The 15332-nt window shown below is 72.0% G+C and carries 11 protein-coding genes; 2 read left to right on the top strand and 9 right to left on the bottom strand.

Annotated features, from left to right (window positions below; all coding sequences use genetic code 11):
* On the top strand, positions 1-243 hold a 243-nt coding region (locus ACLQ22_RS14920), incomplete at its 5' end, for a C39 family peptidase (RefSeq protein WP_425692765.1).
* A gap of 357 nt (positions 244-600) precedes the next feature.
* Here ACLQ22_RS14920 and ACLQ22_RS14915 read toward each other — a convergent pair.
* Positions 601-957, bottom strand: coding sequence for a VOC family protein (locus ACLQ22_RS14915; RefSeq protein WP_425692764.1), 357 nt, complete (start codon positions 955-957; stop codon positions 601-603).
* A gap of 159 nt (positions 958-1116) precedes the next feature.
* Here ACLQ22_RS14915 and ACLQ22_RS14910 point away from each other — a divergent pair, with 159 nt between their 5' ends.
* The gene (locus ACLQ22_RS14910; RefSeq protein WP_425692763.1) at positions 1117-3972 is read left to right on the top strand and encodes an aconitate hydratase; all 2856 of its coding nucleotides are present in this window, start codon (positions 1117-1119) and stop codon (positions 3970-3972) included.
* 55 nt (positions 3973-4027) lie between these two features.
* On the opposite strand, the gene ACLQ22_RS14905 is transcribed toward ACLQ22_RS14910, so the two are convergent.
* The 8 genes from ACLQ22_RS14905 to ACLQ22_RS14870 all read right to left on the bottom strand — a co-directional run bounded on the left by ACLQ22_RS14905 (position 4028) and on the right by ACLQ22_RS14870 (position 15197).
* Positions 4028-6154 (bottom strand): pectate lyase family protein, encoded by a 2127-nt coding sequence (locus ACLQ22_RS14905; RefSeq protein WP_425692762.1) that lies wholly within the window; start codon positions 6152-6154, stop codon positions 4028-4030.
* A gap of 937 nt (positions 6155-7091) precedes the next feature.
* Positions 7092-7703 (bottom strand): GTP-binding protein, encoded by a 612-nt coding sequence (locus tag ACLQ22_RS14900; RefSeq protein ID WP_121400720.1) that lies wholly within the window; start codon positions 7701-7703, stop codon positions 7092-7094.
* Positions 7684-8070: a DUF742 domain-containing protein gene (locus tag ACLQ22_RS14895; protein WP_121400719.1), complete on the bottom strand. Its 387-nt coding sequence runs from the start codon at positions 8068-8070 to the stop codon at positions 7684-7686. The genes ACLQ22_RS14900 and ACLQ22_RS14895 overlap by 20 nt, the downstream gene beginning before the upstream one ends.
* Before the next feature lie 5 nt (positions 8071-8075).
* Positions 8076-8498, bottom strand: a complete 423-nt coding sequence (locus ACLQ22_RS14890) for a roadblock/LC7 domain-containing protein (RefSeq protein WP_091629996.1) — start codon at positions 8496-8498, stop codon at positions 8076-8078.
* A 91-nt stretch (positions 8499-8589) separates the two neighbouring features.
* Positions 8590-11196, bottom strand: a complete 2607-nt coding sequence (locus tag ACLQ22_RS14885; protein WP_425692761.1) for a nitrate- and nitrite sensing domain-containing protein — start codon at positions 11194-11196, stop codon at positions 8590-8592.
* A gap of 124 nt (positions 11197-11320) precedes the next feature.
* Positions 11321-12961 (bottom strand): prenyltransferase, encoded by a 1641-nt coding sequence (locus tag ACLQ22_RS14880; protein WP_425692760.1) that lies wholly within the window; start codon positions 12959-12961, stop codon positions 11321-11323.
* Positions 12958-13863, bottom strand: a complete 906-nt coding sequence (locus tag ACLQ22_RS14875; RefSeq protein WP_425692759.1) for a terpene synthase family protein — start codon at positions 13861-13863, stop codon at positions 12958-12960. The genes ACLQ22_RS14880 and ACLQ22_RS14875 overlap by 4 nt, the downstream gene beginning before the upstream one ends.
* On the bottom strand, positions 13860-15197 hold the full coding sequence (locus tag ACLQ22_RS14870; protein ID WP_370040779.1) for a cytochrome P450: 1338 nt from the start codon (positions 15195-15197) through the stop codon (positions 13860-13862). The genes ACLQ22_RS14875 and ACLQ22_RS14870 overlap by 4 nt, the downstream gene beginning before the upstream one ends.
* Between the last annotated feature and the right edge of the window lie 135 nt (positions 15198-15332).

Below are 15332 nucleotides of genomic sequence, written 5' to 3'. Positions count from 1 at the left end.
GCCGACATCGTCACCGCCATCGACGAAGGCCACGCCGTGGTCGCCAACATCGCCGGCACCGCCACCGACACCGACGGCGTCACCCACTCCTTCGAAGGCGGGCACTATATCAGCGTCGTCGGCTACCGCGACAACGGTGCGACCGTCACCATCGCCGACTCGGCCAACCCCGACCAGGCCTCCTACCGCATGAGCGTCGACAACCTGGCCGACTGGATCGCCACCCGCGGCTACACCGCCTGACCGACGACAACACCCACACCACCAGACGACAAGGGCCGGACCCCGCACAGGGGGCCGGCCCTTTCGTCATGACTGAAGGCTCTCCCGGCTGTCGAGCATCAGCCAGGCTGCCTGTGCCAGGACCAGCAGCGCCTCGACCCGCCGGTCCGGCGCCGCCGGGCCAGGGCCGGACCGCCCCGCAAAGCCGAGCCCGGGAGGCATGGCCGGGCGGCCGACCGAGTCCTGCCGCGCCCAGCGGCCACCCGAGTCCTGCCGAGCCCGGGGGCAGGGCCCAGCGGCCGCCCGAGTCCTGCCGCGCCCGAAGCAGGGCCGGGCGGCCGACCGAGTCGGCAGTTCCGCGCCCGCAAGCGCGGCGGGTCAGTCGACCGGGGCGAGGAACTCCAGCCGGTTGCCGTGCGCGTCCTGCGAGTGGAAGCGGCGCATCCCGGGCAGCTCGTCGTCGCCCCAGGTGACCGGGTACCCGGCGGCGACCAACCGGGCGGCGAGCGCGTCCAGGTCCGGCCACAGCAGGCCCGGGTGGGCCTTGCGGGCGGGGCTGAACCCGTCCTCCACGCCCAGGTGCAGCTCCGCGCCGTGTCCCGTGAACCAGCAGCCGCCGCGGGCCACGAGCGCGGGCGGTTTGGGCTTCTCGGTCATGCCGAGCACCCCGACGTAGAAGCCCCGCGACGCCTCCTCGGAGCCGCGTGGGCAGGCGAGCTGGACGTGATGGATCATGGTGGCACCTCCTCGTCCCGAACGATGGCACGAGGTTGCGAAGTTAGCAAGACGGACGTACGGTTTTGTTGACGACGAGATCGGCGGTAAGTGTCCCCTAACCACGGCGGCACCCCGACCGGTGCGACAGACTGCTCAGGACTACTCACGGTCGCTGGTGTGAAGGAGTACGACGTGGCGAGCCTCGACACCTTCGGTGCGAAGACCCAGCTACGCGTCGGAGACGCGAGCTACGAGATTTTCAAGATCAGCAAGGTGGAGGGGCACGAACGGCTCCCCTACAGCCTGAAGATCCTCCTGGAGAACCTGCTCCGGACCGAGGACGGCGCGAACATCACCGCCGACCACATCCGGCAGCTCGGGGCCTGGGAATCCGACGCCGACCCGAGCGTCGAGATCCAGTTCACCCCGGCGCGGGTGCTCATGCAGGACTTCACCGGCGTGCCCTGCGTGGTCGACCTGGCCACCATGCGCGAGGCGGTGCGGGACCTGGGCGGCGACGCCACCAAGGTGAACCCGCTCGCCCCGGCCGAGCTGGTCATCGACCACTCCGTCATCGCCGACCTGTTCGGTCGCAAGGACGCCTTCGAGCGCAACGTCGAGCTGGAATACGAGCGCAACAAGGAGCGCTACCAGTTCCTGCGCTGGGGCCAGACCGCGTTCAACGAGTTCAAGGTCGTCCCGCCGGGCACGGGCATCGTGCACCAGGTCAACATCGAGTACCTGGCCCGCACGATCATGGAGCGCAACGGCCAGGCGTACCCGGACACGGTGGTCGGCACCGACTCGCACACCACTATGGTCAACGGCCTGGGCGTGCTCGGCTGGGGCGTCGGCGGCATCGAGGCCGAGGCCGCGATGCTCGGCCAGCCGGTCAGCATGCTGATCCCGCGCGTGGTGGGCTTCAAGCTCTCCGGCGAGATGCCGGCCGGCACCACCGCCACCGACCTGGTGCTCACCATCACCGAGATGCTGCGCAAGCACGGCGTGGTGGGCAAGTTCGTCGAGTTCTACGGCCCGGGCGTGGGCGCCGTGCCGCTGGCCAACCGGGCCACCATCGGCAACATGTCCCCGGAGTACGGCTCCACCGTCGCGATCTTCCCGATCGACGCCGAGACCGTCCGCTACCTGGAGCTGACCGGTCGGGACGCCGCGCAGGTCGCGCTCGTCGAGGCGTACGCCAAGGAGCAGGGCCTCTGGCACGACCCGGACGCCGAGCCGGAGTACTCGGAGCGCCTGGAGCTGGACCTGGGCACGATCGAGCCGTCCCTGGCCGGCCCGAAGCGCCCGCAGGACCGGGTTCCGCTGGGCAACGCCAAGACGCTGTTCCGTTCGGCGCTGACCGACTACGTGGCCGCCGACGAGACCGGCGGCGACCGTGGCCGCAAGTCGGGCGTGCCGCAGCAGGAGAAGCCGTTCGGCGTGCAGGGCCACGCCGACGAGGCGAGCGCCGAGTCCTTCCCGGCCAGCGACTCCCCGGCCAACGGGGTCAGCGACCCGGCCGACGCGCCGCGCGACCTGGAGACGGCGGCGGTCGGCTCCGGCGGGCGGGCCAGCAACCCGATCCGGGTCACCGGCGCCGACGGCGTCGAGTACGAGCTGGACCACGGCGCCGTGGTGATCGCGGCGATCACCTCCTGCACCAACACCTCCAACCCGCAGGTGATGATCGGCGCGGCCCTGCTGGCCCGCAACGCGGTCGACAAGGGCCTGACCCGCAAGCCGTGGGTGAAGACCACCCTGGCTCCAGGTTCCAAGGTCGTCATGGACTACTACGAGCGGGCCGGCCTCACGCCCTACCTGGAGAAGCTCGGCTTCCACCTGGTCGGCTACGGCTGCACCACCTGCATCGGCAACTCCGGCCCGCTGCCGGAGGAGGTCTCGGCCGCGGTCAACGAGGCCGACCTGGCCGTCGTCTCCGTGCTCTCCGGCAACCGCAACTTCGAGGGCCGGATCAACCCGGACGTCAAGATGAACTACCTGGCGTCCCCGCCGCTGGTGGTCGCGTACGCGCTGGCCGGCACGATGGACATCGACCTGGCCAACGAGCCGATCGGCGAGGACAGCGAGGGCAACCCGGTGTTCCTGCGGGACATCTGGCCCAACAGCGCCGAGATCCAGGACGTCATCGCGTCGGCGATCGGCGCCACCGGCTTCAGCGCCGCGTACGAGGACGTCTTCGCCGGTGACGAGCGCTGGCAGTCGCTGCCCACCCCGACCGGCGACACGTTCGCCTGGGCGCAGGAGTCCACCTACGTCCGCAAGCCCCCGTACTTCGAGGGCATGGAGCGGGAGCCGAAGGCGGTCGTCGACATCGCCGACGCCCGGGTGCTGGCCAAGCTGGGCGACTCGGTGACCACGGACCACATCTCGCCGGCCGGTTCCATCAAGGCCGACTCGCCCGCCGGGACGTACCTCGCCGAACACGGCGTGCCGCGGCACGAGTTCAACTCGTACGGCTCGCGCCGGGGCAACCACGAGGTGATGATCCGGGGCACCTTCGCCAACATCCGGCTGCGCAACCAGCTGGTCCCCGGCGTCGAGGGCGGCTTCACGGTCAACCACCTGACCGGCGAGCAGACCTCGATCTACGACGCCTCGGTGGCCTACCAGGAGGCGGGCATCCCGCTGGTCGTGCTGGCCGGCAAGGAGTACGGTTCCGGCTCGTCGCGCGACTGGGCGGCCAAGGGCACCATGCTGCTCGGCGTCCGGGCGGTCATCGCCGAGTCGTACGAGCGGATCCACCGCTCGAACCTGATCGGCATGGGCGTGCTCCCGCTGCAGTTCCCGGCCGGCGAGACCGCCGAGTCGCTCGGCCTCACCGGCACGGAGACGTTCTCCATCACCGGTGTGACCGCGCTGAACGACGGCGAGACCCCGCGTACGGTCAAGGTCAGCACCGACACCGGCGTCGAGTTCGACGCGGTGGTCCGGATCGACACCCCGGGCGAGGCGGACTACTACCGGCACGGCGGCATCCTGCAGTACGTGCTGCGTCGCATGATCGCCAGCTGACGACACGGACGAGGGGCCCCCTGCCACGACGGCAGGGGGCCCCTCGCGTGTCCGCTCAGATGCGGCCGGTACCGGCGCCCGCGACGACCAGGGCGGGCACGTCAGCCGCCGGGTCGAGGGTGTACGGGTAGTACGTGCGCGGCTCGACCACGGTGCCGTTCGTCTCCGGCGCGCCGGAGTTGACGTACACGTTGTGGCGCTGCACCGCCCGGCCGGGTCCGCTGTCGGCGTAGCCGCTCGCCGACCACATCGGGTGCGGCACGTCGCGGAAGTAGTTCCCCTCCACCAGCACGCCGGCGTTCTCCGTCGACGCCACGCCGTAGAGGGCGTTGCCGAGGAAGTAGTTGTTGTAGACGTGCACCGGCTCGCCGAAGCGGACCCGGGGGTGCCGCTGGCGACTGTTGTCGAAGAAGTTGTGGTGGATGCTGACCTTCAGCCGGCCCACGTCGGTGGAGGCCGAGCCGTCGGAGTGGCCGATCAGCATGGACTTGTCCGCGTGGTCGAAGTGGTTCCACGACACCGTCACGTAGTCGGCGCCGCGCACGATGTCGACCGAGCCGTCCACCGCGCCGGAGAAGCGGTTGTGGTCGATCCAGATGTGGTGCGAGTTCTGGCCGACGTTGATCGCGTCGTCCTCCGCGTTCGTGAAGTTGATGTTGCGGACGATCACGTTGTACGACCGGTAGAAGTCCAGCCCGCCGCCGGTGATCTCGGCGTTGCCGAACCCGACGATGGTCTTGTTGGGGCGTACCCCCTGCTTGCTGGTGATCGCGATCCGCCCGGTGACCTGGATGACCAGCGGGCCCACCGTGTCGATGTGTTCCAGGAAGTCCGCCGCGTTGGTCGCGGTCACGGTCGGTCCGCCGGCGCCGCCGGTGGTGCCGTTCTGGCCGAGCGCGGCCACGGCGGCGAAGCCGTCCGGGCCCGCGGCGGCCGGCGCGACGGCGGCCGGCGCGGCGAGGGCCGGCGCGGCGAGGGCCGTGGCCTTGCCGGGCCCGGCGCCCGCCGGGACGATGGTCGGCACGCTCGCGGCCGGGTCGAGGGTGTACGGGTAGTACCCGCGCGGGTCCGGCACCGTGCCCCGGGTCTCGATCGGGTGGTTGCAGGCGATGAGGATGTTGCCCCGCTCGACGATGCGGCCGAGGTCGCCGCTGAAGTCGACCCGGCCCGGATTGTTCACGCTGTAGAAGTAGTTGTTCTCCATCAGCACGGCGGCGTCGTACGTGGAGGCCACCCCGTAGCTGTTGTCGTTGTAGTGGTTGTTGTAGACGTGCGCGAGCGCGGAGAAGCGAACCCGCGGGTTGCGCTGGTCGGAGCGGTCGAAGAAGTTGTGGTGGTACGTGACCCGCAGCCGGCCGATGTCCTGCGGGCCGGCGTCCTCGTCGTGGCCGAGCAGCAGCGTCTTGTCGTGGTCGTGGAAGTGGTTCCAGGAGACCGTGACGAAGTCCGAGCCGCGCTTGATGTCGACCGCGCCGTCGTCGCCGTTGGAGAACTCGTTGTGGTCGATCCAGATGTGGTGCGAGAACATCTGGACGTTGATCAGGTCGTCCGTCGCGCCGGTGAGGTGCAGGTTCCGGATGATGATGTTGTGCACCGCGTTCGCCGGGGGCGAGGTCACGTCGTCGTCGACCGGCACGCCGATGTTGAGCCCTCCGCCGGAGAGCGTCGCGTCGTCGCCGAGCCCGACGATCGTCTTGTCGGAGGCGACGTTCCACATCCCGTCGTTGGCGCCGGTGGGCAGCGTGATGGTGCCGGCGACCTGGATGACGTACGGCCCCGGGCGAGCGATGTGGTCGAGGAGCTGCGCGGTGGTGGTGACCGTGACGACCGGCCCGCCGGCACCGCCGGTGGTCCCGTTCTGGCCGAGGGCGGAAACGCTGGCGAAGCCGTCCGCCGCCGCGGCCGGAGCGGTGCCGGATGCCGCCTGCGAGGCGGTACCGGTTGCCGCCGCGGCCGGAGCGTTGCCCGGTGCCGCCTGCGAGGCGCCGCCGGACGCTGCCTGCGAGGCGGTGCTGGGCGCTGCCTGCGGGGCGGTGCCGGATGCTGTCTGCGGGGCGGGCTGGGGCGCGGCGCCGGCCGGTGATGCCGGTGCCACCAGTGCGGCGGCCAGGCCGGCAGCGGCGAGCAGCCGTCGACGACGCCCGGGCCGTGGCGGCCCGTCCGTGTTGCGGGTCGCGAGCATGAGGTTCCGCCTTTCTCGTACGGCGGATCGCCGGAGCCGGCGCACGAGGGGCCGGATGCCGTTCGGGGTGCCGGGCACGGTCGCCCGGAACCGGACGCGAGTGGGGACGGGCACGCGTCGGGTTGCGGACCGGCACCGGCGATCAGCCAGGTGATGGACGGCGGAAAGCGCTTTCCAAGCACCATGCTAGGCAGCCCAATTGATCGAAGTCAATCAATCAGCCGTTCCACCGCCACCCGACCTAGCGCCCACGGACCCCACGCCGGAGCACCCGAAGCGCGCTGTCGACTCGACGGCGCGGCCAATGCGGGAGTCCGTGCCCCCTCGCCCCGCCCCGTGAACCGGGCGCACTGGCACCCAACGGCCGCGCTGCCACTGACCGGCGCTGACACCGGTTCACGCCCGAGATCTTGGTACGCGAGCGCCCCTGGAGGGGCCGTTGCCTACCAAGATCTCGTCGGCGCACCGGGACACACGACGCAGCAGGCAGCAACGCAACGGATCTTGGCACGCGAGCGCCCCGGCAGGGGATGTCCCGGTCCAGGTCCTTGAGGATGTGGACCACGCCGCTTCCCTACCAAGTCTCGTCGGCGCACCGGGGACACGACGCAGCGGGCAGCAACGCAACGAGATCTTGGCACGCGAGCGCCCCCAGAGGGGCCATTCCCCACCAAGATCTCGTCAGCGCACCGAGACACAAGAGCAGCAGGCAGCAAGGCGAGGAGATCTTGGCACGCGAGCGCCCCCAGAAGGGCCGTTCCCCACCAAGATCTCATCCGCGCACCGAGACACACGACGCAGCAGGCAGCAACGCGCCAGAAGACGCGACGCGGCGGGCAGCGGGACAGGGACGCGGGGCAGCCGCAACGGCGGCTACCCGCGCAACGGCGGCTGCGCACCGACGCGGCTGCGGTGCGGTGCGGTGGTGGTCGTCCGGTTACTCGGCTGCGGCGGCGCGGCGGCGGGCCTCGCGGGTCTTCATGGCGTGCTCCATCAGCGTGATGAGCACCTCCTTGCTGGACTCCCGCTGCCGCGCGTCGCAGAGCAGCACCGGCACCCCCGGGTCGAGGTTGAGCGCCGCCTGCACCTCGTCGAGCCGGTACTGCCGGGCCCCCTCGAAGCAGTTGACCGCCACCACGAACGGCGTGCCCCTGCCCTCGAAGTAGTCGATGGAGGGGAAGCAGTCGGCGAGCCGCCGGGTGTCGGCCAGCACCACCGCGCCGAGCGCGCCGAGCGCCAGTTCGTCCCAGACGAACCAGAACCGGTCCTGGCCGGGGGTGCCGAAGAGGTAGAGCACCAGGTCGTCGCTGATGGTGATGCGGCCGAAGTCCATCGCCACGGTGGTGGTCGTCTTGCTCTCCACCCCGGAGAGGTCGTCGATGCCGACGCCGGACTCGGTCAACACCTCCTCCGTACGCAGCGGGCGCGTCTCGCTGACCGCACCGACCATGGTGGTCTTGCCGACGCCGAAGCCACCCGCGACGAGGATCTTGATCGCGGTGGGCAGTGGCGTCGCTCCCGCCGGCCGCTCAGAGTGCCCGTAGTCCATTGATTACCGCCTCGAAAACGCTGTTGTCGGGAAGGCCGGCTGTGGTGTGCGGTTCGCGTACCTGCACCAGGCTGCGGGCCGCCAGGTCACCGAGCAGGACCCGGATGGTGCCCACCGGCAGGTCCAGGTGGGCGGCGATCTCGGCGACGGACTGGATCCGCTGGCAGAGCCCGACAATCGCCAGGTGCTCCGGGCCCAGCCCGACCTCCGGGGTCACGTCCGCGCGGGTCGCCGTCACCAGGGAGATCAGGTCGAACGTGCCGGTGACCGGCCGGGCCCGGCCGCGCGTCATCGCGTACGGGCGCACGACCGGGCCGGCATGGTCGTCGACCCACTGGTGCTCCGAGGACTCCCCCTGCACCGTCATCGCGGCTACTTCTCGCCGGTCTGCTGCTCGCCGGTCCGCGACGGCGACGCCACGTACTTGCCGACGCGGGTGACCAGCATCGCCATCTCGTAGGCGATCAGGCCCACGTCGGCGTCCTCGCTGGCGAGGACGGCGAGGCAGGCGTTGCGCCCGGCCGCCGTGACGAACAGGAACGACGACTGCATCTCGATGATGGTCTGCTGCACCTGCCCGCCGCCGAAGCGCTTGCCGGCGCCCCGGGCCAGGCTCTGGATGCCGGCCGCCATGGCCGCCAGGTGCTCGGCGTCGTCCCGGCCGAGCCCTCGCGAGGCGGCCATCAACAGGCCGTCCGTCGAGAGCGCGACCGCGTGGTCGGCCTGCTTCACCCGGCCGACCAGATCATCCAGCAACCACGTCAGGTCGGCACTCGAAGCCGTCTTCTGCGCCACTCGTCGTCCTCTTCTCCCCCGGCTGTTGTCGCCGTGCTCGTCTCGGCTGACCGCCACGGTGCGGGGATCCCCCGCACCGTGGCGGCACCGGTCAGGTCGCTTGCAGGTCGTCGCCGGCGTCGGGTTCCTCGCCGGCCTCGGTTCGGCTGTCGCCCACCCCGCCTAGCAGCCGGGCGGCGTCCGTACGGCCGCGCCGGGTGCCGGTCTGGTAGGAGCTCATCATCCGGCGTACCTGCTCCGGCGGGCGCACCGCGTCGTCGTCCCCGTCGTCGTCCCCGCCGGCTGCCGGATCGTCGCGCAGCTCCGGCACGATGCTGGCCTGCCGGACCCGGACCGGCAGCCCCGAGTCGGTACGCGCCGTCACCTGGCGGGCCGTCGGCGCCGGACCGCCGGTCGCCGTGGACCCGGTGTCCGCCTCCGGTGCGGCCGGCTCCGTCGCCTCGGGCGTCTGCGCCGGCGCGGGCCGGGCGGCGGCCGTCGGCAGGCCGGTCGGGAAGGTCGGGCCGTCCAGGGCGTACTGCTCGGGGCCGCCACGGGGCCGGACGGGCAGCCGCGCGTCGAGGGCCGGACCGGTCGTCGGCAGGCTCCGGCCGCGCGACCGGGTCGGCAGGGCGCCACCGTCGTCGGCGTCCCCCGCGGCGGGGGCGTCGGCGTCCGGCGCCGAGCGGGGGCGGGACGTGAGCGGTTCGGCCAGCGCCACCGGCGCCGTGGCGAGCGGCGGCTCGGCGGCGGGCGGCGCCTGGCCGGACGCGCCGGCCACCGGGCCGGCGGCAGCGGGCAGGCCGGCCCGGAACCCGCCGGAGGTGCTCGGGTCCTCGTCGTCGGCGGTGACCAGCTCGGCCGGGATCAGCACGACGGCCGTGGTGCCGCCGTACGCGGACTCCTTGAGCTGCACCCGCACGCCGTGCCGCTCGGTCAGCCGGCTGACGACGTAGAGCCCGAGGCGGGAGGCGTTGGCCAGGTTCAGCTCGGACTGGTCGACGATCCGGTGGTTCGCGGCGGCCAGGTCCTCCTCGCTCATGCCCAGGCCACGGTCCTCGACCTCGATGGCGAAGCCGTTGGCCACCATCTGTCCGCGCACCTCGACCGAGGTGTGCGGCGGGGAGAAGGACAGGCCGTTCTCGATCAGCTCGGCGAGCAGGTGGATGACGTCGCCGACCGCGCGGCCGGTGAGCGAGACCGCGCCGAGGGGCAGCACGTTGACCCGGGTGTAGTCCTCGACCTCGGCGACGGCGCCGCGGACGACGTCGACCATCGGCACGTTGCGCCGCCAGGCGCGGCCCGGGGTGGAGCCGGAGAGCAGGATGAGGTTCTCGGCGTTGCGCCGCATCCGGGTGGCCAGGTGGTCGACCCGGAACAGGTCCTCCAGCTCCTCGGCGTCGTGCTCGCGGCGCTCCATCGCGTCGAGCAGGGTGAGCTGGCGGTGCACCAGGGCCTGGGTGCGCCGGGCCAGGCTGAGGAAGACGTCGCGCACGTTGCGGCGCAGCTCGGCCTGCTCGACGGCGGTACGGATGGCGGTCTCCTGCACGGCGTTGAACGCCTTGCCCACCTGGCCGATCTCGTCGTCACCGAACTCCAGCGGAGGCGCCTCCGTGGCGACGTCGACCTCCTCGCCGTGGCCGAGCCGCTCGACCACGCCGGGAAGCCGCTCGTTGGCGAGCCGGAAGGCGGCCTCGCGCAGCCGCTCCAGCTGCCGCAGCAGGGCTCGGGTCGTCGTGACGGAGACGACGATCGAGGCGATGACCGCCAGCAGGCCCAGGCCGGTGGCCAGTACGAGGCGCACGACGACCATCGCGGCCACGGTGGACGCCCGGCCCACGATGCCGTCGCCGCCCGCCACCACCGTGTTGTTGACCTCGGCCAGCGCCTGGTCGACCGTGTTGCGCCACTCGTCCCGGCTCACCGGCAGCTGCGTCGTCGGTTGGCCGCCACGGATGATGCCGTCCTGGACCGAGCGCAGGCGCTTGAACGGCTCGCTCTCGACGAGCTGCTGGTAGCGCCGCTGGTCGGCGGCGGAGAGTTTCGACCTGGTCTCGTCGCCGAGGAAGCGCTCGGCGCCGACGAGCGTGGTGTATCGGGCGTACTCCGGGCCACTCATGCGGCCACTGCCGAACAGGCCGCTGAGCAGCGCGTCCTGTTGCGAGATCAGCTCCTTCATCCGGTTGAGCTGGATGAGGGCCGCGGCGTCCGCCGCCAGCTCCTTGTCGTCCAGGCTGCCGGTGACGTCGTAGATCTGGAAGATGGATCCGATGGCACGGGTGTAGGCGTCCGCCGCGGAGATCCGGTCGGTGCCGCGATCGAGTACCGCGCCGCGTACCGCCCCCAGCGCCTCCAGCTGGGCCACCGATTCGTCGAGCTGCCTGCTCAACGCGTCGCCGCCGGCGACCTCGACCTGCCAGTGCCGCACGGACTTGGTGAAGGAGGCCGTCAACTCCGTCGTCGTCCGGTGTTCGGCCTCGAGCGCCGCCCGCTGCTCCGGCCCCGGGTCGCTGAGGTACGCCTGGGTCAGGCGGCGCTCCAGCTGGAGTTCCTGGAGTAACGGCTCGCTGGGAACGTAGATCTTGGCGTTGAGCATCTGGACGCCGAGCAGATTGAAGCCGTCCCGCAGGGTCACCCAGGCCGCGAACATCCAGAGGGCCACGAGGGAGAGCAGGAGAGCGATAACCTTCGTGCGGATACTCGTACCGCGAGAACGCATTGAACCGTCCCAGGCCGGCGTTGACTCAGGTCATCAACGGCAGATCGTAGAAGCGCGGATGTCCCGCCGGAGGGCCGTGCGGGACAAATGCAGTGGGTACGCTAGCAGTGTCCACATGGCACCCTCAAGTTGCTGATTTCTGCCGTCCCGTCATGACATGTGCGCCGCCGCGTCGATTGTCGAGTCGGCCACAGGCGAGGTGGGAGGCGGCGAGCACCACCGACCGGACGATCGTGGTGGGACAGTAGAGCTCCTTGCCGTACCACAGTGGTGGGTGCTCGCGTCGGTCCACGTTCGCTCGCAGATAGGCGCTTGCCCGGCGGGCGGCGACGGCCACCGCCGGCTCGTCCGACGGTACGGCCAGCAGGATGTGCAGGGCGTAGGCGGTCTCCTCCGCGGTGCCTCGCCACCGGCCCCACGACCCGTCGTCGCGTTGGTTGGCCAGCACCCAGCGCACCGCCCGACCGACCGTGCCCACGCTGTCGTCGTCCGGCGTGGACTCGGCCAACGCGAGCACGCAGCAGGCGGTGGCGTAGTACGGCGAGGCGTGCCACCGGTCGCGCCAACTGCCGTCGGCCTCCTGCCGCTCCCGGAGCACCCGGGCCAGCCGGCCGATGGCGGTACGGTGTCGGGAGCCGGCGCCCGGATCGCGCGCGGCGTGCTGCGCGAGGGCGTCGAGCACGTGCGCGTTCGTGGTGACCGAGAAGCCGTCCTCCCCCGGCCAGGTGCAGAATCCCTCCGCCGTCTCGTACCCCCACAGACTCGCCGGGTCGAGCGGGCGGCCCAGGCGCCCGAGCGCGTACAGGGTCACGGCGGTGGTGTCCGCGTCGGGCAGCAGGCCCGCTCCGGTGGCGGCACCGGCGGGGCCGACCGCGTCGGCCAGGCTCGCGAGGACCGCCTCCGGCGGTCGTACTCCGATGCCGGCCCGGGACAGCCAACTCAGGCCCCAGGCCCGTTCGAAGACGGTGATCGGCGTGGGGCAGGGCACCGGCCCGCCGCCCTCGCTGATCAGCCGTTCCAGGAAGACGCGGGCCGCGGGCGCGTCGGCGTCCGGACCGGCGGTGGCCAGCCACGCGGCGGTAGCTGCTGGCGAGGCCCCGACAGTGGTCGGCTCGGCGGCGCGCGGCCGCGGCCACCGCTGGGCCGTCCCGTCGAGCAGCTCGCCGAAGTGCGCCAGTTTCGGGTGCAGCTCGGTGCCCGCGGCGTGCGCCGCCCGGACCGCGGTCAACCGTCGACGGTCCGTCCCGGTGGGCAGGCTCAGCGGGTGCGTGACCGCCAGGGCGGCGTCCGGCCCGGACGTCCGCGCGTTGATCGATTCCACCAGGGCGGGCACGATGAGGTCGGCGGCGGGTGTGTCCGGCACGGCGGAGCCCGCCGCGAGCAGGGTGGACAGGGCTCGCAGTCCGCGCCCGGCCGCGGCGGTCGAAGCCGGGCGGGCGGCCGCCGGCAGGCCCTCGTCGGCCAGCGCCGCCAGCAGCGCGTCCGTGGCGCTCAACGTCGGCACCAGCGCGTAGCCCTCCGGGGGTCCCCACGCGCCGTCGTCGCGCTGGTGCCGGAGGAGGAAAGCGACCCGTTCGGCGTGCCCGGCGAGCAGGGGCGCGACGGCGACCAGCCGGCCGGTCTCGTAGACGGAGGGAGCAACCTCGCCCCATGGTCTGCGCGCCATCGCGTCGACGAGCTCCCCGGCCAGGCTCCCGCAGTCGTCCGGACCGCGGCCGGTGGGCGGCGCGGCTGCCGTGACCGCCCGGGACCCGCCGTGGCTCATCGCGTCCCCCAGAAGTCGGAGACCTGGTAGAAACCGGCGGTGAAGGAGAGCTGGCGGCGCATGTAGTCGGCCTGCCGGGGCTCGCGCTCGGCCAGCAGGTCGAGCAGCCCGTGGCAGCGCTGCGTGAGCTGGGCCAACCGGTCGCGCACGAGGACCGGGTCGGAAACCAGCATGAGCGCGTTGAGGTCGCCCCACTCCACGTCCCGCTGATGGGTGGCCAGATCGTTGATCAGGCGCAGCACCCGTTGCACCTCGCGGCCCACCGTCAGCAGCTCGTCCAGGTGCCGCAGACAGTTCCCGTCGCCCGTGGCGACCCAGTGCGTGACGTTGACGAAGGAACAGGCCAGGTTGTCGGCGTTGTCGAGATACCGATCGAGGGTGGGCAGGGATCCGCCCGGGGCACCCGACGCGTTCTTCCAGTCCCACTCCCGGGCCACCGCGGCGAACATCCGCTCCAGTTCGTCGCGCCACACCGGCCGGAGCCGGTCGAACGCCGGCACGGTCGCCAGTTCGTCGCGGATGTCGGCCAGCAGCCGGGCCAGGTGTCGCCCCGCCGGCGGATCGGCGCCGTCGGCGACCGCGAGGCACTCCGCCACCAGCGCGCGCACGTCGTCGGCGGACGCCGCGAGGTAGTCGACCTGCCAGTCGGCGGCGAAGACCCAGAGCAGCGTACGGGTGGTGATCCGCAGCTCGTCGGCGCTGTGCCAGGGAGCGGTGAAGGCGATGGCGGTGGCGACGGAGCCGAGCATCGCGGAGTCGAACGTGTCGGCGGAGAAGAGTCCAGGGTGCGCGGCGGTGACCTTCTGCAGGTCGCGCACGCCCCGCGTGGCCAGGGCGCAGATCCTGCCCTGTTCGGCCACGTCGGCCTGACCGGCCCTCGACCGCGCGTCCGTCGCGCTCACGGGGCGACCGGCCGCTGCACCGGCGACAGGGTCACCCGCAGCCGTTGCCGCGGCGAGAGCGAGGCGCCCATCCGTGGGGTCAGGTCGGCCGGCGCGGTCGGACGGAACCGGAAGCGACTCAGCACCGTACTCACGATGAGCTGCGCCTCCAGGAGGAACAGGTACTGCCCGAGGCACTGGTGCGGGCCCCCGCCGAAGGGATAGTAGGAGTAGCGGTAGCGGCGACGGGGCCGGTCCGGCGAGAAGCGTTCGGGGTCGAAGCGCTCCGGGTCGTCCCAGAACATCGGCATCCGTTGGGTCACGTACGGACTGATCAGCACCGTCGCGCCCGCCTTGACCCGCACCCCGCCGAGCACGTCGTCGGCGACCGCCGTGCGGGGGACCATCCAACCGGCGGGATACAGCCGCAGCATCTCGTCCAGCACCATGCGCCCGTAGCGCAGTTCGGCGAGGTGCTCCCGCCGGACCCGGCCGCCGCCCACCACCCGGTCCACTTCGGCGTAGAGCCGCTCGGCGACCTCGGGTTGGGTTTCCAGCACCGGCCAGAGCCAGGACAGCAGCGCGATGGTGGTCTCGGTGGCGGTGGAGAACATGGCCACGACGTCGCCGCGGATCTGGTACTCGTCCGGCATGCTGCCGTCCGGACGGGGCCGGCAGAGGATGGAGATGATGTCGTCGTCGTCGCTCGGCCGCGCCCGCGCCTCACGGATGATCGGCAGCACCACCTCGTCGATGGTCCGCACGGCCGCCCGGAACGCGCGGTCGCCGGGCATGGGCACCGAGTAGGGCACGAAGGGCACCAGCAGGCGGGCGATCATCGAGGTGGTGACGGTGTCGAGCGCGGCGCTGATCCGCTCGGCCTCCGGCACGGAGATCCGGTCGGCGAAGAGCACCCGCATGGTGGTGCGCAGGACGATCCGGGTCAGTTCGGCGGCCGTGTCGATCGGCCGCCCCTGCCGGGCCGGCTCGTCCCACTCGTCGACCGCCTCGCTGATCACCTCGGCCATCCGGTCCACCAGGGTCTCGACCCGCTTCGCCGTGAACAGAGGCAGCAGGGCGCCACGGCTGGACTCCCACACCTCCCCTTCGGCGACCAGGATGGCCTCCCCGACGACCCGACGGACCGGACGCCACAGCAGCCCCCGACCGTCCCGGATGTAGTTGTCCGCGCGGTCGCGCAGCACGTACTGCAGGTGTTCGGGGTGGCTGACCAGGTACGGGCGGAACGACCCGAGGTTGAGCCGGACGACCTCCCCACCGGATCCCTCCGCGAAGCCGACCAGCGCGCCGAGTGGATCCCGGAGCAGGGCGGGCAGCGCCCGCCGCAGCGGGATCGTGCGCGGATCCGCGGGGAGGGCGACGCCGTGGCCGTCACGCAAGCTGGACATGCGTACCAGGTCTCCTCGTCGTCTCGACAGTGGTCCCCGGGCGGTCCCCCGTGGAACTTCCACCGCCCGAATGCGGAAGCA

Origin of the sequence: Micromonospora sp. DT178, assembly GCF_049841695.1 — a bacterium.
Taxonomy (GTDB): Bacteria; Actinomycetota; Actinomycetes; order Mycobacteriales; family Micromonosporaceae; genus Micromonospora.
The sequence above is the reverse complement of the archived record's forward strand: the minus strand, read 5'-3'. Positions and strand labels throughout refer to the sequence as shown.

What these genes read in the sequence shown, in the direction of transcription:
- ACLQ22_RS14915 (WP_425692764.1), bottom strand. Translation starts at nt 957, where the DNA reads ATGATCCATCACGTCCAGCTCGCCTGCCCACGCGGCTCCGAGGAGGCG.
- ACLQ22_RS14885 (WP_425692761.1), bottom strand. Translation starts at nt 11,196, where the DNA reads ATGCGTTCTCGCGGTACGAGTATCCGCACGAAGGTTATCGCTCTCCTG.
- ACLQ22_RS14880 (WP_425692760.1), bottom strand. Translation starts at nt 12,961, where the DNA reads ATGAGCCACGGCGGGTCCCGGGCGGTCACGGCAGCCGCGCCGCCCACC.
- ACLQ22_RS14905 (WP_425692762.1), bottom strand. Translation starts at nt 6,154, where the DNA reads ATGCTCGCGACCCGCAACACGGACGGGCCGCCACGGCCCGGGCGTCGT.
- ACLQ22_RS14895 (WP_121400719.1), bottom strand. Translation starts at nt 8,070, where the DNA reads ATGACGGTGCAGGGGGAGTCCTCGGAGCACCAGTGGGTCGACGACCAT.
- ACLQ22_RS14900 (WP_121400720.1), bottom strand. Translation starts at nt 7,703, where the DNA reads ATGGACTACGGGCACTCTGAGCGGCCGGCGGGAGCGACGCCACTGCCC.